At 58.8% G+C, this 21,046-nt stretch carries 22 protein-coding genes and 3 pseudogenes; 14 read left to right on the top strand and 11 right to left on the bottom strand.

Features of this window, described 5'->3' with window-relative positions; all coding sequences use genetic code 11:
• Positions 1-215 precede the first annotated feature (215 nt).
• The 3 genes and pseudogenes from gmd to KUF59_RS07850 all read left to right on the top strand — a co-directional run bounded on the left by gmd (position 216) and on the right by KUF59_RS07850 (position 3,772).
• Positions 216-1,301 (top strand): GDP-mannose 4,6-dehydratase, encoded by a 1,086-nt coding sequence (gene gmd, locus KUF59_RS07860; protein WP_258769148.1) that lies wholly within the window; start codon positions 216-218, stop codon positions 1,299-1,301.
• Positions 1,282-2,226, top strand: a pseudogene (locus tag KUF59_RS07855) (GDP-L-fucose synthase family protein). The gene gmd and the pseudogene KUF59_RS07855 overlap by 20 nt, the downstream one beginning before the upstream one ends.
• A 1,063-nt stretch (positions 2,227-3,289) precedes the next feature.
• Positions 3,290-3,772, top strand: a complete 483-nt coding sequence (locus KUF59_RS07850) for a MarR family winged helix-turn-helix transcriptional regulator (protein WP_258769147.1) — start codon at positions 3,290-3,292, stop codon at positions 3,770-3,772.
• 337 nt (positions 3,773-4,109) lie between these two features.
• On the opposite strand, the gene KUF59_RS07845 is transcribed toward KUF59_RS07850, so the two are convergent.
• Both KUF59_RS07845 and KUF59_RS07840 read right to left on the bottom strand, forming a co-directional pair.
• Positions 4,110-5,162 carry an alpha/beta hydrolase family protein gene (locus KUF59_RS07845; RefSeq protein WP_258769146.1) on the bottom strand — a complete coding sequence of 351 codons (1,053 nt, stop codon included), beginning with the start codon at positions 5,160-5,162 and terminating at the stop codon, positions 4,110-4,112.
• A 675-nt stretch (positions 5,163-5,837) separates the two neighbouring features.
• On the bottom strand, positions 5,838-6,044 hold the full coding sequence (locus KUF59_RS07840; protein WP_258769986.1) for a cold-shock protein: 207 nt from the start codon (positions 6,042-6,044) through the stop codon (positions 5,838-5,840).
• Positions 6,045-6,165: 121 nt separating this feature from the next.
• On the opposite strand from KUF59_RS07840, the gene KUF59_RS07835 reads away from it, so the two are divergent.
• Positions 6,166-6,507: a hypothetical protein gene (locus tag KUF59_RS07835; RefSeq protein ID WP_258769145.1), complete on the top strand. Its 342-nt coding sequence runs from the start codon at positions 6,166-6,168 to the stop codon at positions 6,505-6,507.
• An 831-nt stretch (positions 6,508-7,338) separates the two neighbouring features.
• On the opposite strand, the pseudogene tnpA reads toward KUF59_RS07835, so the two are convergent.
• Positions 7,339-7,744: pseudogene (gene tnpA, locus KUF59_RS07830) on the bottom strand (IS200/IS605 family transposase); the annotation flags it as partial.
• A gap of 35 nt (positions 7,745-7,779) precedes the next feature.
• Here tnpA and KUF59_RS07825 point away from each other — a divergent pair.
• The 8 genes from KUF59_RS07825 (at position 7,780) to KUF59_RS07800 (ending at position 12,086) form a co-directional block, all read left to right on the top strand.
• Positions 7,780-8,166 (top strand): helix-turn-helix domain-containing protein, encoded by a 387-nt coding sequence (locus KUF59_RS07825; protein ID WP_258769144.1) that lies wholly within the window; start codon positions 7,780-7,782, stop codon positions 8,164-8,166.
• A gap of 54 nt (positions 8,167-8,220) precedes the next feature.
• A complete protein-coding gene (locus KUF59_RS07820; RefSeq protein WP_258769143.1) occupies positions 8,221-8,739 on the top strand; it encodes a transposase in 519 nt (172 codons plus the stop codon).
• The gene (locus tag KUF59_RS44310; protein WP_408918080.1) at positions 8,696-9,073 is read left to right on the top strand and encodes a zinc ribbon domain-containing protein; all 378 of its coding nucleotides are present in this window, start codon (positions 8,696-8,698) and stop codon (positions 9,071-9,073) included. Before KUF59_RS07820 ends, KUF59_RS44310 begins: the two co-directional genes overlap by 44 nt.
• A 198-nt stretch (positions 9,074-9,271) precedes the next feature.
• Positions 9,272-9,487 carry a hypothetical protein gene (locus tag KUF59_RS07815; RefSeq protein ID WP_258769142.1) on the top strand — a complete coding sequence of 72 codons (216 nt, stop codon included), beginning with the start codon at positions 9,272-9,274 and terminating at the stop codon, positions 9,485-9,487.
• Entirely contained in the window at positions 9,484-9,777 is a 294-nt protein-coding gene (locus KUF59_RS44305) for a PIN domain-containing protein (RefSeq protein ID WP_408918079.1), read from the top strand. Before KUF59_RS07815 ends, KUF59_RS44305 begins: the two co-directional genes overlap by 4 nt.
• Positions 9,756-9,881 carry a hypothetical protein gene (locus KUF59_RS44300; protein ID WP_408918078.1) on the top strand — a complete coding sequence of 42 codons (126 nt, stop codon included), beginning with the start codon at positions 9,756-9,758 and terminating at the stop codon, positions 9,879-9,881. The genes KUF59_RS44305 and KUF59_RS44300 overlap by 22 nt, the downstream gene beginning before the upstream one ends.
• Before the next feature lie 794 nt (positions 9,882-10,675).
• A complete protein-coding gene (locus KUF59_RS07805) occupies positions 10,676-11,356 on the top strand; it encodes a hypothetical protein (RefSeq protein WP_258769141.1) in 681 nt (226 codons plus the stop codon).
• The gene (locus KUF59_RS07800; protein WP_258769140.1) at positions 11,349-12,086 is read left to right on the top strand and encodes an RES family NAD+ phosphorylase; all 738 of its coding nucleotides are present in this window, start codon (positions 11,349-11,351) and stop codon (positions 12,084-12,086) included. Before KUF59_RS07805 ends, KUF59_RS07800 begins: the two co-directional genes overlap by 8 nt.
• A gap of 438 nt (positions 12,087-12,524) precedes the next feature.
• Here KUF59_RS07800 and KUF59_RS07790 read toward each other — a convergent pair whose 3' ends face one another.
• From KUF59_RS07790 to KUF59_RS07770, 5 genes are all read right to left on the bottom strand, one after another.
• Entirely contained in the window at positions 12,525-13,715 is a 1,191-nt protein-coding gene (locus KUF59_RS07790; RefSeq protein ID WP_258769139.1) for an acyl-CoA dehydrogenase family protein, read from the bottom strand.
• Positions 13,716-15,112: 1,397 nt separating this feature from the next.
• On the bottom strand, positions 15,113-16,207 hold the full coding sequence (locus KUF59_RS07785) for an alpha/beta hydrolase (protein WP_258769138.1): 1,095 nt from the start codon (positions 16,205-16,207) through the stop codon (positions 15,113-15,115).
• Entirely contained in the window at positions 16,180-16,428 is a 249-nt protein-coding gene (locus KUF59_RS07780; protein WP_258769137.1) for a hypothetical protein, read from the bottom strand. Before KUF59_RS07780 ends, KUF59_RS07785 begins: the two co-directional genes overlap by 28 nt.
• A gap of 34 nt (positions 16,429-16,462) precedes the next feature.
• Positions 16,463-17,500 (bottom strand): FAD-dependent monooxygenase, encoded by a 1,038-nt coding sequence (locus KUF59_RS07775; protein WP_258769136.1) that lies wholly within the window; start codon positions 17,498-17,500, stop codon positions 16,463-16,465.
• Between the two features lie 42 nt (positions 17,501-17,542).
• On the bottom strand, positions 17,543-17,755 hold the full coding sequence (locus tag KUF59_RS07770; RefSeq protein ID WP_258769135.1) for an FAD-dependent monooxygenase: 213 nt from the start codon (positions 17,753-17,755) through the stop codon (positions 17,543-17,545).
• Between the two features lie 85 nt (positions 17,756-17,840).
• Here KUF59_RS07770 and KUF59_RS07765 point away from each other — a divergent pair, with 85 nt between their 5' ends.
• Positions 17,841-18,749, top strand: coding sequence for a LysR family transcriptional regulator (locus tag KUF59_RS07765; protein WP_258769134.1), 909 nt, complete (start codon positions 17,841-17,843; stop codon positions 18,747-18,749).
• A gap of 47 nt (positions 18,750-18,796) precedes the next feature.
• Here the strand turns inward: KUF59_RS07765 and KUF59_RS07760 are convergent, their stop codons facing one another.
• The 3 genes and pseudogenes from KUF59_RS07760 to KUF59_RS07750 all read right to left on the bottom strand — a co-directional run.
• Positions 18,797-19,996: a Wadjet anti-phage system protein JetD domain-containing protein gene (locus KUF59_RS07760; RefSeq protein WP_258769133.1), complete on the bottom strand. Its 1,200-nt coding sequence runs from the start codon at positions 19,994-19,996 to the stop codon at positions 18,797-18,799.
• 2 nt (positions 19,997-19,998) lie between these two features.
• A complete protein-coding gene (locus KUF59_RS07755) occupies positions 19,999-20,253 on the bottom strand; it encodes a hypothetical protein (RefSeq protein WP_258770100.1) in 255 nt (84 codons plus the stop codon).
• An 18-nt stretch (positions 20,254-20,271) separates the two neighbouring features.
• Positions 20,272-20,445: pseudogene (locus KUF59_RS07750) on the bottom strand (SbcC/MukB-like Walker B domain-containing protein); the annotation flags it as partial.
• A gap of 98 nt (positions 20,446-20,543) precedes the next feature.
• Between KUF59_RS07750 and KUF59_RS07745 the strand changes: the two are divergent.
• Positions 20,544-20,888 (top strand): hypothetical protein, encoded by a 345-nt coding sequence (locus KUF59_RS07745; RefSeq protein ID WP_258769132.1) that lies wholly within the window; start codon positions 20,544-20,546, stop codon positions 20,886-20,888.
• Positions 20,889-21,046 lie beyond the last annotated feature (158 nt).

The following is a 21,046-nucleotide window of genomic DNA, read 5'->3' as shown; positions in this document are numbered from 1 at the left end:
GCTCGGAGCAGCTTCTCTGGACGTCTTGCACGGCTAAATCTGGAAAGCGGCTAAAAGCTCTGCAAAATCATTGTCGTAAGCGTCTATTGTCCTTGCGCCACCTTTTGTTTATCACCGTGGCTGGTTTTGACCCCTCGAATAAAGTTCCAGCCGAGTGCGTACGACGGTGACCGAGGGGTACAGAAACCGATCAATTCGTTTGCATAGGGTAGAATTTGACTAACGAAAACTCTCAAAGGCGGGTCGCTCTGATCACCGGTGTGACCGGCCAGGATGGCGCCTATCTCTCCGAATATTTACTGTCGCTCGGCTATATCGTGCATGGCGTTAAGCGGCGGTCATCTTCCTTCAACACCGCGCGCGTCGATCATCTCTATCAGGACCGGCATGCCGGCAGTGTGCCGTTTCTCATGCACTACGGTGACATGACCGACTCGACCAATCTGATCCGCTTGGTCCAGCAGATCAGGCCAACCGAGATCTACAATCTGGCCGCCCAAAGCCATGTCGGCGTGAGCTTTGAAAGCCCGGAATATACCGCAAACGCAGACGCGATTGGCGTGCTACGCCTGCTCGAGGCGATCCGGATTCTTGGCCTGGAGAAAGAGACGCGCTTCTACCAAGCGTCTACGTCCGAGCTTTACGGCCTGGTTCAGGAAGTCCCCCAGAAGGAGACCACGCCTTTTTATCCGCGCTCGCCCTATGGTGTGGCAAAGCTCTACGGCTATTGGATCACGGTGAACTACCGCGAAGCCTATGGCATGTTCGCAAGTAACGGCATTCTGTTCAATCACGAAAGCCCAATCCGCGGCGAGACCTTTGTTACCCGCAAGATCACTCGCGCCGTCGCCCGCATTGAGGTCGGTCTCGAGGAGACACTTTATCTTGGCAACCTCGAAGCCAAGCGCGACTGGGGGCATGCACGCGACTACGTCGAAGGCATGCACATGATTCTGCAGGCGGAGAGGCCCGACGATTTCGTGCTCGCAACCGGCGAAACGCGGTCGGTGCGCGAGATGGTCGAACTCGGCTTTGCCGAAGTCGGTCGCCGCATCGAATGGCGCGGCAAGGGCGTAGAGGAAACTGGCGTCGATACCAAGAGCGGCAAAGCCGTGGTTAGGATCGACCCGACCTATTTCCGCCCGACGGAGGTTGATCTTCTCATTGGAGATGCCAGCAAGGCGCGCGAACAGCTTGGTTGGAAACCGAAGCGCAGCTTTGCGCAGCTCGTGCAGGAGATGGTCGCAAGCGACCTTGCCGAGGCGAAACGGGAAGCTGAAAATGGCAAGCGCACCGTTTGAGCTGAAAGGCAAGACGTCTATGTAGCCGGCCATCGCGGCATGGTCGGGGCCGCGCTGATGCGCCGGCTCGCGCAGGAAGACACGCGGCTCGTCACCATTGAGCGAAGCGAGGTTGATTTGCGCGACCAGGCCCAGGTATTCGGCTGGTTCGCCAAGACGCGGCCGCAGGTGGTATTTTTGGCTGCCGCCAAGGTTGGCGGCATAGTCGCCAATGATACACTGCGCGCCGAATTTCTTTACGACAACATCGCGATCGCTGCGAACGTCATCCATGCCGCGCATCTAAACCGTGCGGAGAAGCTGATGTACTTGGGCTCCTCCTGCATCTATCCAAAACTTGCTCCTCAGCCATTGCGCGGGGACATGATTCTGACCGGTCCGCTCGAGCCGACCAATGAGCCCTATGCGATCGCCAAGATCGCCGGCATCAAGCTCGTGGAAGCCTATCGCAGTCAGTACGGAAGTGACTTCATAAGCGTGATGCCGAGCAACCTCTACGGCCCCGGCGACAACTACCATCCCGAATATAGTCATGTGGTCGCAGCTCTGATCCGCCGTTTTCACGAAGCCAAGGTCTCTGGTGCAAAAAGCGTCCTGGTGTGGGGCACCGGCACACCCGCCGCGAATTTCTTTATGTCGACGACATGGCGGATGCCTGCGTCCAGCTAATGAAGATCTATTCGGGCGCGGAACTGATCAATATAGGAACCGGCGAGGACGTTACGATCTTGGAATTTGCCCGCCTTGTCGCGGAGGTCGTTGGCTATCGAGGTGAGATCGCCTTCGATGCCTCTCGCCCCGACGGTACGCCGCGTAAGTTGCTCGACGTCGGCCGTCTCGCAGAGTTGGGCTGGCGCGCGAAAACTCCCTGAATGATGGCATCCGGCAGGCTTACCGCGCCTTTCTTACATCAAGGGAGGACTGACAACGATTACGATTAAGGGGCTCGCCTTCGGCGTTCGCTTCCGCCACATTTTTGATGCTACGGTCGTCAGGAAGCGGACTGCTCGTAACGGTCAGGTCCTTGCAATTCTAACCGCAGGCTGACGCAACCTCGAACAAAAGTTTCTCTGAGCGCGAACCGACCAGATCTGAACGCGCCAACGCAGCCGATACTACGCGCCAAGCATTTGGCCTGCGCAATCTGTGCGCAATCGCTATGAACGTATGGATTGCGATCGTGGCGTACGTTGAAGTCCCAAATCATTCAAGAAGTGCCGATCGGCAGAGATTTACCATCTCCGCGCGACGCCCTCGCATGCTTGGAAAGCCTCTCAAGCTGTCGGCGCCGGCTCCTGGTGATCGCGATAGACCACGCTAGAGTTGAACCGACAAGTCCGGCAACGTACAAGGCTTTGTCTCTGCCGGACGCGCCAGGTCCGAGGACGCAAACAAATTCGCCGCTCGACGGCGATATTTCCCGAGGGCCGCAGCACGGCCCGCCCGCACGCCTTCAGCCCTGTTGAGGGATAGGCCGTTACCGAGCCCATCACCTTAAAGGCGTGTCGTGTCCTGAGGATGACGGCGATGAGCGCTCTCTTTGGAATTTGAAGCAAAATCTATCGAATAGAGCTGTCCTATTGAACTGCTGCTCACAGTCAGCACCCCGGCGAAGCACAGGCGTTTCGCCACGACTTGCCGAATAGTATCGCTCGCCTTCGATAAGGCGTCAGATCGAAATCATGTGCGCGTTTCGATGAAAGCAACATTATTCTATAGCAAGACGATTTCGTGGACGAAGTTTGGGTGGATGAGTGTATCGGAACCAAGGCGAACGCCGCTTAAATTACAAGTAGACGCAAAAGTGACACCTGCTCGACATCCAGCTTCAATGCACACTTAGATCAATTGCACGCCTCAATTGTTTTTGATGCAGTGTGTCGTGTGAGCTCTATTATCGGTCGCACGGGAAGGGTACGTACGTTTCCGCCGGAGTGAACATCGTTTGTGCGCGTATCGGCGAATCTAGAATTGCCGGGAACAACAACATGCAAGTGAAAGAACAACTCGATCGAGCCGTTAGTGAATTCATCTGGAATATCGTCGAGGTCAATTCCCAACTCGAGGAAATACACAAGACTTGGGCTCAGCTACTAGGCATAACCGAACCGCAGTGGCTGATCTTGATGGCCGTCGACGAACTCGATGAAGGCCGAGGAGTCTCAGGGATAGCTGTTGCGAACAAGCTGCGAATTCATCCCGCCTTCGTCACCAACCAAACAAAGAAACTGGAAGCAATGGAGCTCCTTTCCCGCGTGACCTCGCCCGATGATGCGAGATACTTGCGAATATCGCTGACTCAAAAAGCGCAGGCGGAAATCCGGAAGCTGTCAATCAAAAGACAATCCCTCAACGCCACAATGCTTGATGGGCTGGACGAGGAGTCTCTTCACTACGTCAACAAACGGCTCATCTTAATTGCGAAAAATAGCCGATTGGCATCTCAAAAGCTCAGCATTGGGATATTGTAAAATTACGTGTCCAGAGCAAGCATCAGAGCTTGCTCGCTTGGGACCACTTGGACCGCGGAGCCTCTTGCCGCTGCCACCTCCCGATCTCCTAACGGCACAAAGTGTCGCGCGAGGATGGGCGTGGCAGCGCAATTGGATTGGAAGGCTAGGCTACGGATCTTCTACAACCGGAACCAGGTTGTTCTGGCGTTATCAGGGGCCATGTATATCGAGCCTGCAGTCAACCGCCGCATGCAGGTTCGGCCTGAGATTTGGGAAGGGACTTGATGGAGACATCGTCTATGGCTTGAACGCCATATAGCAGCGCGGGTCACAAAGGTTTTCGCTGCTATGCAACTCAACAATGGTTTGAGAGCGACTTCAGCACAAGCTTATGCTCGAGCCAGCCGAAGATGCGGTCGTCGGCAGTCAGGAAATTTTCGACCTCTTCTCCGTCTATCGTGATCATCCTCGGTATCGCCAACTGCAGATCAATGGGGGCACCGGCGCCATCACCTAGTAGTTTCATTGCTTCCGCTGCACTGACGATGCCACGTCCACCAGCCACCACGAGAACTGGGCATCTCAGCTGCCGGAGCAATCGCAAGCGACGGGCTGAAAGCACTTGATCATCCGACACATCGGCAGCTCCGGTTAGCCAATCGACAGACGCCTGCATCCGAGTCCAATTCCAAAGACCGCCGTCACAAACCGCGGCGGACACACGACTGTCAAATGCTGCGAGGTCGGTTGCCAGGGCAGCGGACAGCCCATCTCCGTATACGCCAATACGAGCAGCATCAACGTCAGACCGGGCTGATAAGTAATCCACACAGCAAGACAGGAACATATCCAATTGACTGCGTTCAGTATCTGAGAGGTCGTCATAAGCGACCACAAGGACGGACATGCCTCTATGCATCACGACAGGCAAGAGCCTTCCGAGCAGTGTCGTCGCTGTTTCCCCTTCCGTGCTAATGCAAAGAATTGCTGGGGCGCTTGAACTGCGATCGCCAGCGGGCAAGTAGTGAGCTGAAATCTCAAATTGATCGCAGCACTCAATTTTTACTCGCTCGACCTTCGGCCCCAGCTTTCCGAATTTTTTAAGGACGGCATCGATCTTAGCCGAAACTTCTCCGATTTTTGAAGCGTCTTCACATGCTAGTCGCCTGGCAACTTCAAAGGCGGTTAGCGCGCATAGCCAATCTTCTGCCACCTCATCAAAGTATCCCTCCTCGATGTTGGTATCACCAAGAAGGCAGTGGGCGTCGCCGATGTTTGTCCATCTTACGACCCATTCAGTTCGACTAATGGTTGTGCAGGCGGTTTCGAGATTGTTGAGGAACGCCGCGGCGCCCCACCGTGTGGATGAAAGATCGCCCCTCACCTGAGGCCACGCAGCGCCGTCCATCCCCATTCGCCCCTTAGTGCGGATCTCAATGGATAGCCGGTTCTGCAAATGCCAGCTTAGCTCCACGTGTCGCAGATTGTACGTTGCAACGCAGGAGAAAACTTCCCGGTATTCCGCCATGTGTCGCCGAAATTCTGCTTTGGTCGCGCGTGCGCGCAGTTTTTCGTCGGATTAAGCGTCAGCCTTCCGCTGCACGAGACTATCCAAGACTCAGGTGGGTTCGAGCGAACAGCTCGCACGTCTTGGAATAGTGACCTGGATTACTTTCGCCAGGAGTTGCAGACGCGAATGATACCCCCGTCCTTTGAAACTTGTCGTCACCTGTACGCGAACGTCACGATGAAGCGGCCCTAATGCGCGAATTAGAAAAACGAATGGCGCGTCTGAAAGCCATTCTGATGATGCGTTGGAGAATTCTGGACCAGGCTGCCTTTAGAGGGCTGACGAGCTGACATTCGAGCAAAAGCAGGCGCACCAAAATGCATCAACGGAGTCGTCTGCGGAAGCACTCACACAATCCACCTCCGAAGCACGCCTACTCACAGCGCCAGAAAGGAAACGGCCTCAGCGGCTCCGGGGGGATATGCTGGGGCCGTACCTACACCTCGCGGGCAAGCCCGAGGCGGAGCTAGAATGACGAATGGTTGGGCTGCCCTTATGTTCGCGCGAGCGAAATTATCCAAGTCGGAGATTTTCGGCGGAAATTTTGCCAGAATGTCCGACCCTTGTCTCATAGCTGATCTTAGCACCCTCTGCCAACTCGGCATAGCCGGCCTTTTCTACGGCACGGATGTGCACGAAGACATCGGGGCCGCCGTCATCTGGCTTGATGAAGCCGTAGCCCTTAGTCGGGCTGAACCATTTCACTGTACCTATTGCCACCAAAGTAACTCCAGATTGAACGCGCGGGATATAGTTAGAGTTCCTGCTGAGCATCAAGACCGCCGCAATGTACCAGATGCGTGTTGCTGGGCGCAGGCCGAAGGCAGCCCGAATGTGTTGCATGTCGAAGATGGAGAGCGGAAAGCCGCTGCACGGCGTGGAGCTTGTCACTGGCCAGAGTCTTACGGGAACGATTTTGATCTCGGAGAGCGAGCTCCGCGCCGACATCTACAGCTATGCCGGCCATTTTCACATCAACGGGGAGCAACCGGTCTTTCTGCAAATCGGGACGATCGAAATCGTTTCCCTGCATTCCAACATCACGACGATCCTGGGGAACGCACTCGCGCAATATTCCGCCGTAAGGCTGACATATCGGCAAGAAATTCTCTCGACGTTGCCGGCGCTGGCCATGATCCGTGGGCAGCCGAAGATACTGTCAAGCGGGTCTTCCTTCGGCTGAAGCACACGAAACAACTCATGCTCCACGACGGCAAGGTCAAAGCGATCGGTCGTAGCCAGTTCCCGACGGAAGAGCATTTTACGATTTTCAACGATAGGGCCAAAGCCATGACTCTTCGCGCGTGTATGGCGCGACCTACGGCATGAAGCAAGAGAAAGCCCTGGATACCGTGGTCTGGTTCGCGGAGGAAAGATGGCGCGCGAAGCCGCATGGTCAGAGGCAAAGCGGGACGTTTCCAGCTGAGCTCTGAGCAAAATCGACAGCACCAACAGGACAGCCAACCGCCTCGCCCCGGCGGCCCACCAACGCTTCGACGCCGATGTTGGCGCGCTGGTCGAGCCCATCCGGTACTTTGCTAAGCGGTGATCGGATTGGAAGCACGAGGGTCGTCCCCGCACGCTAATGCATACAGCTAGTTCGCTGGCAAAGCCGGAGTCCTGGCGCGCTTGTTGGTGGCCTCACTTTCGGCGAGACCTGCTTCACCGCTTGGATTGCGATAGGTTCAATGTCGTGCTCATCGAGCGGAACATTCATGGCAAGCGCGAATGTCTGGCAGGCTAGATCGCGTCGACCGCGTCCGCAAATAGCGTGGCCGAAGGATGTCTGACGACAGAAGCGCGACGAACCTCTTTCCCCTCACGCGGGAAGTGACGCCTTAGCAATAAGCTTCTCAGCTAGCTGAGAAGCAGCGGCTATAGCCGCTGGAGGATCGGAAAAGTCAGTCGTTATAAAATGCGGTCACCTAATCCTCCGCGAGATGCCCCGGCCTGCAGGCCGGGGAGGGATAGCGGCTGCGGCAGCGCCGGAGGTTGAAGGCCTCCCCGGGCGCCGCGGTTGCCTTTGGGACTGAACGTATTCGGCGATGATTGATAGCGGGGCACCTCCGCACGAGCCGACGAAGTAGGACGGCGACCACAACGCGGCGTCGCGGCCGCGCATGTGCACTTCAGGCCGCCATTCGCGCAGCAACCGGCTCGAAACGCCCTTCAGGCTGTTGACCAATTTAGAGAGCGCGACCTTCGGCGGGTAGTTAACCAAGAGGTGCACGTGGTCGTCCTCGCCATCGCACTCGATCAATTCCGCCTCAAAATCCTTGCAGACTTTGGCGAAGATCGACCGCAGGTCCCCAATGGCGCGTTCGGACAGCACGCCCCGGCGGCACTTGGTGACGAAGACCAAATGGGGCGTGGAGAGCGTAAACGACGTGCCTTCCCGAGCGAACTTGGACTTTTGCCAACTTGTAAGACCTTAGACCAAAGCCATATCGTCAAGATGATCCGCCGCGGCTTCAAATACAAGCTCGATCCGACTGCCGAACAGGAAGTGCTGTTTCGGCAGTTCGCAGGCGCGTGCCGTGCGGTCTACAACGCCGCGCTTTACCAGCGGGAAAACTTCTGGCGGCAATACGCGGCCCGGACCGGAGGCCGAATTAGCTACGCCAGCCAATGCCGGGAGCTGACTACGCTTCGTGCCTCCTTTGACTGGATTGCGGCCGTATCGCAGACCTGCCAGCAGCAAGCATTGCGCGATCTCGACAAGGCGTATCAGAATTTCTTCGCCGGCCGCGCGAAGTATCCGACACCGCGGCGTAAAAGCCTCCACGAGACGTTCCGGTTTCAGGGCCGTGAGGTGGAGATACGGCGGCTCAATCGCAACTGATCTCAGGTTCGGTTGCCCAAAATCGGTTGGGTTCGGTTGCGCGATACCCTCCCGTTGCGCGGCACGATCAACAACGTAACGGTCAGCTTGACGCCGATCGGATGGTGCGTGTCGTTCGCCTGCGAGATCGAGCACGAAGCGCCGACCAACATCCGCCCGGCGGTTGGCATTGATCGTGGCGTAGCGAACAGCATTGCGCTTTCGAACGGCGAGTTGGCGTCGGTCCCGGTTGAGCGGTTGCGACTTCTCGACAGGAGGGCGCGCAAGACGCAGGAGGGCGCGCAAGACGCAGGAGGGCGCGCAAGACGCAGGAGGGCGCGCAAGACGCAGAAGGTTCTCGCGCGGCGCAAGCGCGGGTCGAAACGCTACGCCAAGGCGCGACTGCGCGCTGCTGCGATCAAAGCCAAGGCCGCGCGCATCCGGAAGGACTGGAACCACAAGGCCACTACGGGCCTTGTCGCCCGGTTCGGCCTCGTCGCCATTGAGGACCTGAAGACGTCGAGCATGACGGCCAGCGCGAAAGGCACTGGTGAGGAGCCCGGTCGCAACGTGCGCCAGAAAAGCCGGCCTTAACAGGTCCATTCTTGAACACGGCTGGCATCAATTCGAAACCTTTCTCGCCTACAAGTTGGAGGCGGCCGGCGGTCGCCTGGTTAAAGTCGATCCGCGCAACACGTCGCGGACCTGTAACGAATGCGGTTCTATCGACGCACGCCATCGCGAAAGCCAAGCACGTTTCGCCTGCGACGATTGCGGACACGAGGCGCATGCCGACGTAAACGCAGCCCGAACATTCTCAGGGCCGGAACGCGGCCCGCGGTGGAGGTCTCCTTCCGCCGCAAATCTCGTAGAGCCGCCTAAGGCTCCTCGGAAAAATCCCCTCCCTTCAGGGAGGGGAAGACGTTAAGCAAGATGTTTTGGCCCCCGCCAAACGCTGGGAAATATGCCAAGATGGTACCTTAAGAACGGCTGAATCTGAAGCTAGGTCGTTGATTTTCCAAGGAAACCAGCGATGCGGCACACATGGAAAATACATGCCTTTTGGCATATATTGGCAGCCAGGAGAGAAAAGGCATGATCGAGCTTTCTGACGATATTGAAGCCCTTGCACGCAGGCAAGATCGCCGCCGCGCGCGGCGTATCGGTAGAAGATGCCGTGGCGCAGGCCATTGAAGAAAGCGCACGTCATGCCGGAGCGGCAGATCCGCGCCGCCGCCTGACGGCCGCACAGATGCTCAAGGTCGGCGACGAAATCGCCGCACTTCCGCTGCTTGATCGGCATAGCCCGAGCGAAATCATGGCAGTCATCAACGCTCTATGATCGTAGTCGACAGCTCGGCACTCATTGCCATTCTGGAAAAAGAAGACGACGCGGCGCGGTACGCGGCCGAGATCGAGAAGGCGGATCGCCTGCTCATATCGGCCCTGACTGTCCATGAGACGGGGATGGTCTTGCGCGTTCGCCGTGGCCCTGCCGCCGTAACACGCATGTGGCGCTTTCCCAACAGGACAATGATTTTGAAATCGTCCCCTTCGACGAAGCGCAGGCGCGCAGCGCGCTTGAGGCCTTCGACCGCTTTGGAAAAGGATTGCATTCGAAGGCTCGACTGAACCTTGCCGATTGCGCCTCCTATGCCCAGGCTAAGAGCATGAAGGCACCGCTTCTATTCAAAGGCGACGATTTTTCTGCGACGGATGCGCAATCCTGCCTCTAAAACTCTTGTGGACCTTCGTAATACGGGCAGATTCGTGCTTCAAAGCCCCAGTAGTCCCGCAGAGAATGCCGTCTCCAACTCCCAAGGTCATTTGCCGGGGAGGATAATCGATACGGCGAGAGCCGCGCCGATGGGGCCCGATCGCCTTTCCAGAAAATAGCGAACCCGATTCTCGCCAGACGCATCGAATTGCTCACCGACCTTACATGTAATAATAGATCGGCTGCCCAGGTTTCCAGACGCCAGTTACTCGCCGATGCTGCATGCATCAATGTTTGATAGGTCGAGGACATCCTCGGCAAGATCAAAGCAGCCGAAGCGACCTTGAACGCCACCTGACCAAAGTCTCGATCGGTCCTCCGGCAACTACGACCGCCATCCCTCCCGACGGACTTGCCGACATACCTGCCGGCGGCGGTCGCGACGTCGGCGATGGCCCGCATCAGTTTCGCGCCCGCCGATCCGATGGCAAATGGTCGCCATGAACCCGCGGGGCCACCGCCCGTCCGGCTCGCTGTCCCCGATCACGATCCGCTGGAAGTAGCGATCACGATCCCGTGGAATTGGTGATCACGATGCTCTGGAATGAGTGATCACGATGGCCTGGAATCGCTGATCGCCATCCCTGGAATACGCAACCAGTTCCTTCAAGGCTTACCGTGCGTGTGAGCTCATCGCCCCCCAAAAACGAGGTTGGAACCGGCTCGGAGGTCCTGGCAGACAAGACTTGAAAGGGGCTTGATGATTTTAGTTATCGCGCTATATTGATAACCGATATCATCGGAATTGAAGCCATGACAACCGCAGAAAAAGCCCTTGAGCGCTCGGGTGTCGGAACCGTTACCGGGACCCCCGCCGAAGTCCGAAAAAAACTTGCCCATTTGCCGGTGGATCAAGTTGTTGCTTTGACATTGCAGCATAGCAACAAGGCGCTTGCTCACGTGCTCCTAGATGCGGTTGCCGGCCTAGCCGCGCTGATCCCTAGCATCATTGAGCGCCGTCACGAGGCGAAATACCAGTCGATCATCGAGGCTATCGTGCCCGACGTTCCGATGCCCCAACACAGGCTGATTGAGGCCCGGATGACAGCCGAAGCCCGCAAAGGCGTGCTGGAGACCGGCGAATGGATGACGGCAGCAGAGGTCGCGGAGATGGCGGGGTTTAGTGCGAGCAATCCCAGCGCTCAACCGAACAAATGGAAAAAGGATGGGCAGATCTTCGCCGTGCGCCATCACGGAGTAGACTATTTTCCAGGCTATGCTTTCGGTCCATCGACGGATTATCGGCCGGCGAAAGACCTGGCACGAGTGCTGGAGGTCTTCCGCGGAAAAAAGGATGATTGGGGACTTGCCTATTGGTTTGCGTCGGTCAACAGCTTCCTTGGTGGCAAGCGGCCGCAGGACTTGCTGATTAGTAAGCCCGATCGCGTTGTCGCAGCGGCCGAGGACGAGGTAGCCGGCGTGCTCCATGGCTAAGAAGAAGTCCGGTGTGCATCGCCCGGCTGCCCGGACGAAGGCAGCCAAGTCGCCGCCGGCCCCGCCTTTCCCATCCCCGCCCTCGGTTGTAGCGACTCCGCCCGCCGGCCTTGCCAATCTGGTGAACATGATGACCTGGCCGAAAGGCCAGGTCATTCATCGGATCCACCCAAATGCCTATGGCAGCAGCCAATTCAATCCAGGCCCGTATGGCAATGCCCGGTTCAGTCCAATCAAAGCTTCGAACGGCGCGAACATCCCTACCCTTTATGGCGGCGCGGCGTTCGATTGCGCAGCCATGGAAACCGTCTTTCATGACGTGCCTTTTGTTGTTGGATTAAAGACCTTCGATAAGCAAAAGCTGGCCGACCACGTTTATTCGCAAGTGACGCCGAAACGAGACCTCAAACTCGTCGATCTCAGCGTGACGTCACTCAAAAGGCTCGGGATTCCACGCAGTCAGCTTATCGATACCGAAAAGAACGAGTATCCGAACACCCGGACTTGGGCCGAAGCTATTCACGCTGCTTGCCCCCGTGCCGAGGGACTTTGCTGGGTGTCCCGCCAAGACGATCGTGCACTGGCGATCATGATCTTCGGCGATCGCGTCGCCGCAGCGGATCTATCGCCCGGGGGCGCTCCGCTAGACCTGCTGACTATCGACGCCCTGTACGCAGACCTCGTCGTTCTCGCGGACAGGATCGGCGTCAAGCTTGTCGACGGCAAGTAGTCCACGGCCCCCAGTGCCCCCAACTCATGTGTTCGTCCAGGCCGGCGTGGGTGGGCTCGCCGGCGCGATTTCCGGACATCTCTCGGTCCTGTTTGCAATGATCGTCTATTTTACCGTTGTCGATCCCTCACGGGGCGGCTTGTCTGCTGGAAAGCGCGCGGGCTGGGCGTGCTGTCAAAGTGGATCCCCGGCAATCCACCGCGTTGGCAACGCTCGAACGCTATGAACCTTCGCTCATTGCGTGGCACATCCTTTCGCGCGCTGCGGATGCTTTCATGATGATCGATGATGAGGACGCAATCAACGTAATGAAGCGCTTGGCAAATCCGAAGGATGGCGATCCGGCTGGCCGATGCTCTGACGTGCCGTTCGCCACCTTGAACCTGATCGCCGCATCTTCCGCGGCATGGACGCGTTTCGCAACGGGCATTCGACGACCTATTCTCCCCCTTCGTAGAAGAGCTCAAGCGGCAGTCCGACCAAAGATTTTCCGATCCAGTCTCGAGCGATGATGTTCGATGGGCCCATTGCAATGGCCGCGCGCGCATCGCGGAAGGAACGCTCGATCGGCCCTCGGTGATAGCCGTAACCTCCGGTCACTGTTAGTGCAGCGGCTGCAACCTTGTTCGCGACCTCGGCGGCATGCACCTTGAATTCGGTGAGTGGGACCAGGACTTGGCTTTGCGGCTTGCCGGCGCGACAGAGTTCGTCCAGCCTTGTTGCCAATTCGAGCCGCCACGGCCGCAACGATTCGACGAGCACCTTGGCCGCGCCGAGCTCCTGCCGGATCGCCTGATAATCTGCAAGTCTCTTGTTCCGATCCTTATGCACGAAACTTTCAGTGTGCTTGACAGCGGCATTGAGCGCGCCGCGGGCCAGGCCTTCCCAGACGGCGCCGAGCCCGATCAGATAGACGGGCGAGACACCATTGTAGATGATTTCCTTTCCTTGCCCTTCTGCGCCGAGCCGGTCCCGCTGCGGTACCCGCACGTTGTTGTAGCGGATGGGCCCTGAGTGATTGGCGCGCACGCCGAGGGCGTTCCAAGGCTTCGATTCGATCCCGGGAGACTTTCCGTGCACAATGAAGAAAACAATGTCGGCCTGGTCCTTGGCGCCGGGCGTGCGTGTTTGGACCACATAGAAATCGGCCTGACCTGAGCTCGTTGTGAATGATTTCTTGGCATCAAGCAGATAGTCGTCGCCGTCGCGTGACGCTTCGGACAGATTGTACCACCAGTGTCCACCGGTCGCGCGTTCGCTGGTCGAATATGTGCCAAGAAGGGTGCCGTTCTTCGCCTTGAGCCAACGCTCCTTCTGGTCATCGTTCCCATACAGGTTGATGGTCTGAGCCGCGCCGACGTGCATGACGTAGACAAGGCCGGTCGATGCATCGATCTGACCAATGCGATAAGCAGCTTCGGCGAAATCGACATGGCCGAGGCCAAGACCGCCAAAGCGGGTTGCGCTCAAGACGCCGGTCCAGCCCGCCTCCGCCAACGCATTCAAATTTTCTTTGGGAAAGCGGCTTTCGAGATCATTGCGGTCGGCGTTGCCCCTTACGGTCGCATCGATGGCAGCATCGAGCCGAGAATAGAGGTCGAAGTTGTGTGCCAGCCCGGCTGTAGCCATGGTCAGTTTATCCTTTTCCCGCGAATTCGAGCAACAGCGTGCGTCAGCACTTTCTTTCTGAAGTCAGTTTGCGCTGAGCCGCCGAGGTAGAGCGCCTTGAAATCGTCGCGGTTGCGCAAGGCGCTGGTGCGCCGGACAGGACGCCATGGCCGTTCTCGAGGACGACTGCATGGGCCGAAAAGCGTAGCGCGACCGTCGAATTCTGTTCACTACCAGGATTGAGAGGCCCCGCTCTTTGCTGCGCTGCTTGACGCTCGGAAAACTCTCAACGATAGGCGGGGCGAGCCCCCATCGACGGTTCGTCAATTGCCAACAGCCGAGGCCGCGACATCGGTGCGCGGCCGATCGCAGTCATCTGTGCTCGCCGCCCGAAGTCAGCCCAGAGATCGACAGCGACGATCCTTCAAAGCTCATAAATGTCGTCCAAAGACCTAGCGTCTCGGCTAATGGCACTAAGGTTCTCTTCCACCGTCAGCGAGAGGAAACAATGCCGGCCTTCAGGCACAGGAACGATCGGACCAATGTAGCGGGCGACGTGTGTACGATGTCGCGGCCCTCAAAATGATCCGCCCGGCGGTCACCTGGCCGCGCCGCGCCGAACTGAGAACGATACCTCGTTCACGGCTCGGATAACGGCGGTGGAGGAGGCGGTGACGACAGCTTGCATCTTGATGCGCTATTGCTCGCACTCTTGAAGAAGATACCGGAGCCAGAAAAGGCATGGCCTGCGGCTCACCGTGTTCGACGGTTCAAAACGTTCGCCATGAACGTGACCCAAATCTACGACGAGGACGATCAGCCGGTTGAAATGAAGATTGAATAGGACAGGCCACCGACTGTGGCAGCCTTACTTTTCGGCCAGAGCTTCTTCAATTGCGCGTTCCAGTTCGCCAGCGAGAACCGTGTACTGAGCTACCAGCCTTACAAAGATGTCGCGCTTAACTGGCTCTTTGCCCCCTGCTGGAGCCGTTCGCAATCGGCAATTTGCGTGCGAAGCGTTTCCAAGTGGGCCAGCATATCTTTCATGGCTATGCCCCATGAGAGAAGTACAGCACGGATGATAGCGAGGAACGGACCAACTTCGTTCCCATCATCAACCTAAAAGCGAATTATTCGGTTGTGCGGTTGTGTTTATCGCATTCACTACCCGTTCACTGGCCCGCGAAAATTAGAGCACCTCGAAATTTAACTTAGGACAGTTGAGGTTAGATACGGACAACGTACGTGTTCAAGCGAAAGAACAAACATGTACCGCTTGCCCCCAGAGCCGGCAAAATAGCCGGCGTCGGGACCGCCGACCGGACCAGAACTTTCGTCACATCGTTGGCGGAGTCGTTCGTGGACCTAACGCTCGAACTGGCTTGGCCTGACGCGCATCCCAATCCAGCGGCCTCAGGCTACGTTCTGAGCACCGCGCTGAACCAGTCCGCAACCAGCGCGTTTCGCGCGTCCCCATGGTTATAGATCGTGTGCTCGCCGTCAGGCCAGGACTTGAGGCGCGATTGTGGGGCGGTGTTGCCTTCGAGAAACGCACTCTGAGATCCAGATTTGACCAGGGCATCGGCGCCGCCCTCCAGCACCAGTGTCGCGCAGGCGATAGGGACGCGGCGGCCGTCGAAGACAAGCGCGGAAACGCGCTCGGTCAGCAAATCGGGATCGCTGCAGCCGAACATCGCCGCGAGCTGCTCTTGCGCCGTGCGGAACGGCGGCACCTCCGTGCGCGGCGGCGCCCCATTGATACAGCAGGCGTGAACACGGCTGTCGCGGATGGCGGTTAACGCCGCGAGGAGCCCGCCATAGCTGTTGCCCCATAGCCCGATCCTCTCACTAGGCGAGCACATTAAAGCAAGATCGACGAAGCGGCTCAATCCGCCTGCGACGTCGTCATCGGCGTGAATGCCTCCCTCGAGCCTGCTTTCGCCCTGCCTTGGACCATCTACCAGGAAACAGTCGATTCCTCGCAAACAGAGCGCTTCCGCCATCGAACGATAGGCCGTCGACCAGCCGCTCATGCCTCCGAACACGATCACGCTCGCACGGGTCCGCTCCTCCACCGGTTGAAAATGCCATCCGAACAACGTTCCCTGCCGGTATGGCACCTCCACCTTCGTCGCCGGATATTTCGACAGTGCAGCAAAGCGCGCAAAGCACCGGGTCATACGGCGGTAGAGCTTCCGCTTTCGGTCGCTATCCGCATTGAAGGCCATTTGGGCAAAGATCAGGCCCACGGCAGCGGCGTGCCAGCTTTCGCAGGCCGACGCAGCATCATGGGCAGCGTCAGCACGCAGTTCGTCTTCATGCGCCATCTCCTCGAGCACGAGGTCCAACGGGCTCCCCTCTCGCACCCGATGATGCGCGAGAAGTGCCTTCTCGCGCGTCATGCCATAGTCGATCATGCGCGTGATTGACATCGTGCGGCACAGGGCCTCAATTTCTTTGGTCTGCTCTTCAGATAATGCCATGTTCAAGCTGCCAGCGCCGTCGCGCGCCACGACAGCTTCTGCTGGAGACTTTTCACAAGGTCGGCGACGTCCTTCAGCTCGGCGCCAAATCCAAACAGATTGATGTCTGGACGTACCAACATCGCCACAGCCTTCTTTTCGGCGAGATATGACGAATAGATTCCATCGATATCGAGCATGCGTCCGACGCCAGCGCCGGCATCGTCGGAGAGCGTCAATGCGAGACAGCCGAGATTCCTAAGAAAGCCCATCCCCCATGGGCCGAGAATAGCCACTGGATTGCGTTCAGCAATCAGTGCGAAGCTGTAGCCAACGTGGTCGTCGAGCCTTGCAAGGCGATTGCCGATCCTGACTCGCCCTTGCGGCGGTACCGAGCCCACAACCTTTCCCCGGACAGCGCGACAGTCGTCCTGGATGATGCCGGCAGAGAGGGAAGGAAAGGACTGGCTGCGGCGGTGGCACCAGGTTGAAGCGGAAAGCCAGGTCACGGAAAAACGCAACCGTGCGGCTATGTGTATTGGCAATCTTCCCCAACATCACCGCCGTGCGCATGATGGGGGCGACATGCGGGCGGCGCTCGGGCTCGTAACTCTCAAGGACTTCCGGTGACGCAACGTTCCGGAGTACGAGATCGAGTTTCCAGGCGAAATTGGCGGCGTCCCTGATACCGGAGCAAGCGCCCTGCCCGAGATAGGGCGGCATGGTATGCGCGGCGTCACCTCCCAGGAACACCTGCCCGCAGCGCCAGCTCCGCGCCATCCGGCATTCGAAGGTGTAGACGATCTGCCTGATGATCCGAAGGTCGTCCGGGCCGACACTGTGATATTGCTTCAAGATTCTCCACGCGCTCTCCACCCGCTCCATCTCGTCGGTGTCCTCGTCCGGCAACAGAGCAAATTCGAATCGCTGCCGATTTGTGCCGGTCGGCAGGAACATGTGGCCTCGTGCCGGGTCGCAATACTGCTTGGTCTCCTCGAAGCTTGCGGGAAGCGGCTGTTTGCGCTCCCCGTCGAGGTTGAGCCAGCGTTCGTTGAAGCCGGAGTCGTCCCGCTCAATCCCGAGCGCAGACCTGACGAAGCTTCTGGCAGCATCGGCCGCGAAAACGTAGCGCGAATGCATTGTCTCCCCAACGTCGCCTGCCCTTAGCGAGAGTCCGACCTTTTCGCCTGATATCTTCAAGCCGGTGAGCTCCGTCCCCTCGCGCACCGTGACGTTCGGCAACGTGCGCACCTTGCGGTCGATCGCCTCCTCGATATCGGGCTGATGAATCGAAATATGGGCCGAAAATCCCATCGGCAGGCTGGGGGTGTCGGCGACATCCACCAGCCGCTTTCCTTTCGCATTATAGATGTAGGACTGAATCGGCTAGGAATCCCGCAGCGCCTCCTCGATGTCGCATGCGAAGCTGAGCAGCCTTGCGGGCTCTCCGTCGATGTGCGTCAGCCGCGGAAGACCATAAAGAGACGGCCATCGCTCGACGACCAGGACGCGGTGGCCGAGCTGCCCCAAGAGCGATGCCGCCGTCAGGCCCGTCGGGCCATAGCCGATGACCGCCACATCGAAGTCTATCTGAGCCATGAATGTCCTCCCGGATTTTTTGCCGCTTGTGATACTGGGAGGCATAGGTACAATCTATTGTTTTTGATGACGTGGATGCCGCATCATGCGCTTCAAAGGTCTCGACTTGAACCTCCTCGTCGCGCTCGATGCGCTGATGACCAAGCGCAGCCTAACTGCGGCGGCGCGCAGTATCCGTTTGAGCCAACCGGCGATGAGCGCGGCGGTCGCCAGATTGCGTGCCTATTTCCGCGACGATCTCTTCACGATGCGTGGCCGCGAACTCGTTCCGACGCCGCTTGCCGAGGCGCTGGCCGAACCGGCCCGCAAAGCGCTGCTGCACATCCAGCTCTCGATTGCCGGGGGTGACACGTTCGACCCGGCCAAATCGGATCGGCGCTTCCGGGTCGTACTGTCTGACTTCATGGCGTTGGTGTTCTTCCGGACCGTGATTGCGCGTGTCGCGCGCGAGGCCCCCGGCATCACGTTCGAGCTGGTTCCGCTTGACGATCAACCGGACGAGCCGCTGCGGCGCGGCGAGGTGGATTTCCTGATCTTTCCGGAAATGTACATGTCAAACGCGCACCCCACGGCAAAGCTGTTTGACGAGACGCTTGTGTGCGTGGGCTGTCACATGAACAAGCAGCTTTCACGCAAGCTCACTTTCGAACGGTACATGTCGATGGGGCACGTTGCGGCGCAGTTCGGACCAACGGGAAAGCCTTCGATCGAGGCGTGGCTCCTGCTCGAGCATGGCCACAAGCGGCGTATCGAGGTGACGGTGCCGAGCTTTAGCATGATCCCACCGCTGCTGCTGGGTACCGAGAGGATCGCGACCATGCATTCACGGCTGGCTCGGCTTTTCGCAACGACGATGCGGCTGCGGATTGTTGATCTTCCACTGCCGCTACCGGCCTTTACGGAGGCCGTGCAATGGCCGGCTCTTCACAACAACGATCAGGCAAGCATCTGGATGCGGGAAATCATGCTACAGGAGGCGTCCCGCATGGCGTGACGCCCGCGATCTTCGCGCCAAACTGCCCGAAGGTTATCTGAAAAATGTCAGTCTCGCCTAGTTTGCGCCGACGTGAGTGTGGCGACTCCGGGCAAGATCGGGTCAAGCTCCTCCTGCTCGAGCGTCTTGGCGCCATCTTCGGCCAGGTACGCTGCCAGTGCTGCGATACCAGAGTCCGGTGGGCATCGAGCGGGTGCGGACTTTTTGGACGGCACTTGTCCCGAACGCTCGGCGATTTCGACGTTCATCAGGTGCGGACGGATCGGACGTCCGATGGCGCGCTCGATCGTGAGGAAGATCCAGGTGCCGTCCGGATCGATGTCCGACCAATGAAAGATCGGGGTCTGTTCGGACACCATTCCTGCGATCGTCCGCAGGGCCTGTTGGGTGGCGAGCGAGGGATATCCGCCGACGTACATCGTCATTCCCAGTCGGCTGGGGTCGGCCTCGGCGATGTGCCTGTTGAAGCTTGCGAAGTTTTCGATCGTCAAAACGTAGGCTGGCGGCTCCCGGAAGCGGACGCGATCTGCCTCCTTGGGTGCGATCCCGAGATAGAGCGGCGCGATTGTGGACAGATCGGCCCCTTGGAGGTCGATCTTGCCCGCGATCAGAAGCGGCGGTGCGAAGCGCTCCAGTCCGATTGCCCGCAGTGCCTCGCGGGGCCGCGCGCCCGGCGGAAATTCCATGATGCCGCTCAGGAGCCGGACCACGGCACCCTCGATGCGTTCAAGCGTCTTGCTGTGACCCACTGTCCGTCGCGAGAAGGTCTTGTAGTCGACATCGAGATGCTTGTTGTCTAGAATCGCTTGGGCGAGAACGAACGCGTGGCGCAGCGTGTCGACGTCGGACGAAGCAAACCCGTGCCACGTCTTCCCCCGCCCCCATACCTCGGCGATTTGAGAGGCGCTGTTCTTCAGCTCGCCGTGCAGCGCCGATCCGGCGACAAGCCGCGCGGCGGCGGCCTTCGCGATCCGCGACGCCGGGGTGCGACCGAGGTATCGGTATAGGATCTCCGCCGAGGCCAGCCGCACGTGTGCGACTTGGTCCCGCCTGGCGCCGCGGCCCCAGCCAAGGGAGACCGCGCCGGCACTTTCGACGTCCCTGATCTGTTTCAGGAAGGCGTCCGCCACGACTACCGATGGGAAGGCGGCATAGTCCGGGTGGGCGATTGGACTTGCGGCTCCGGCCTCGAAGCGGTCGACCAGGTCGTTCAGCAGCCCGTTCGCGTCCGTGAAGCGCCGCGCCATGGCTACTCGGCGGCCAGACGGGTGGCGAGTTCATCTTCGGACATCAGGTCCGGATCGATTGCCATCAGTTCGCGCTTGGCCTTCTCTTTCAGTTCGACCACGGTGGCCCGGGACTGTTCGCCGATCCGGTCCACCTCCACGATGGTATCCATGTGCTCGAGCACGGCGACCCGCTTCTCGAACGGCGCCGCTATCACGAACTGAAGGCCGAGGTTCTTGTAGAAGCTCATCATCTGCCGCTGGTTCTTGCCGTCCATCTTGGAGAAGGCCTCGTCGAACATGGCGAGGGCGAAGCCGGCGGGCTTGCCGACACGACGCTCGGCGCTGCCGTAGACGGCAGCCAGCGAAGCGCCGATGGCGACGTAGATGGGCACCTGCTGTTCGGCGCCGGATCCGGTGCCGCGCCGCTGCTCCCAGCGGGTCGAGCGGCCGGTTGCGACATCCTCCATGTGGATTTCGAAGGTGTAGAAATTGCGGTAGTCCTCGAACTGGGTGAAGTCCTTGTCTGGGTCCTCGAGCAGCGCCTCGAGCGCAAGGATCTATCCTTGTGCGGAAAGTCGTCGGGCGCGTCGCCCCGAAACAGCATGTCGAGCGCCTCCGGAGACGTCTTGGCGATCTCGATGATCTTCAGGATGGGCTGGAATTCCACCACCTGCGTGCGGTGGAACGAATATCGCTCGTTGTGGAAGGGATGTGCGTAAAGGCTGCGGTTCAACGACTGCAGCTCCCGCTCCATCTTGCCGATCCGGGCCGTGAGCGCGTTGATGAACTCGCCGCGCAGAAGGGTGGACGCCTTTTCCGCCGCTTCCCGCGCCTGCCGTTCGTACTGGCGCAGCTCGTTGGATTCGATATCCGAGATGAGCTGCTCCATCCAAGGCTTCACCTCCCGTAGCGGCTCGCTTTCCGCGCCGACTTGCGAGCTCATCCCGAACTGGTCGAAGTAATCGTAAAGGAGCTCGCGGACCCGTCGCTCGATCCGAGCGCGCTCGGCGTCCGAGGCGTCCGCATCCTTTAGCGCCTTGTCGGCGATGGCGCGGTGTTTCTCCGCGA

It is taken from the genome of Bradyrhizobium arachidis, from assembly GCF_024758505.1.
Taxonomy (GTDB): domain Bacteria; phylum Pseudomonadota; class Alphaproteobacteria; order Rhizobiales; family Xanthobacteraceae; genus Bradyrhizobium; species Bradyrhizobium manausense_C.
Note: the sequence above shows the minus strand (reverse complement) of the source record. Positions and strands in the feature narration are given on the sequence as shown.

Bases quoted from the DNA above. Each gene is read 5' to 3' on its own strand.
- KUF59_RS07850 (WP_258769147.1), top strand. From the start codon at position 3,290: ATGCAAGTGAAAGAACAACTCGATCGAGCCGTTAGTGAATTCATCTGG.
- KUF59_RS07845 (WP_258769146.1), bottom strand. From the start codon at position 5,162: ATGGACGGCGCTGCGTGGCCTCAGGTGAGGGGCGATCTTTCATCCACA.
- KUF59_RS07835 (WP_258769145.1), top strand. From the start codon at position 6,166: ATGTCGAAGATGGAGAGCGGAAAGCCGCTGCACGGCGTGGAGCTTGTC.
- KUF59_RS07825 (WP_258769144.1), top strand. From the start codon at position 7,780: ATGATCCGCCGCGGCTTCAAATACAAGCTCGATCCGACTGCCGAACAG.
- KUF59_RS44305 (WP_408918079.1), top strand. From the start codon at position 9,484: ATGATCGTAGTCGACAGCTCGGCACTCATTGCCATTCTGGAAAAAGAA.
- KUF59_RS07805 (WP_258769141.1), top strand. From the start codon at position 10,676: ATGACAACCGCAGAAAAAGCCCTTGAGCGCTCGGGTGTCGGAACCGTT.
- KUF59_RS07800 (WP_258769140.1), top strand. From the start codon at position 11,349: ATGGCTAAGAAGAAGTCCGGTGTGCATCGCCCGGCTGCCCGGACGAAG.
- KUF59_RS07790 (WP_258769139.1), bottom strand. From the start codon at position 13,715: ATGGCTACAGCCGGGCTGGCACACAACTTCGACCTCTATTCTCGGCTC.
- KUF59_RS07780 (WP_258769137.1), bottom strand. From the start codon at position 16,428: ATGGGCTTTCTTAGGAATCTCGGCTGTCTCGCATTGACGCTCTCCGAC.
- KUF59_RS07770 (WP_258769135.1), bottom strand. From the start codon at position 17,755: ATGGCTCAGATAGACTTCGATGTGGCGGTCATCGGCTATGGCCCGACG.
- KUF59_RS07765 (WP_258769134.1), top strand. From the start codon at position 17,841: ATGCGCTTCAAAGGTCTCGACTTGAACCTCCTCGTCGCGCTCGATGCG.
- KUF59_RS07760 (WP_258769133.1), bottom strand. From the start codon at position 19,996: ATGGCGCGGCGCTTCACGGACGCGAACGGGCTGCTGAACGACCTGGTC.
- KUF59_RS07755 (WP_258770100.1), bottom strand. From the start codon at position 20,253: ATGGACGGCAAGAACCAGCGGCAGATGATGAGCTTCTACAAGAACCTC.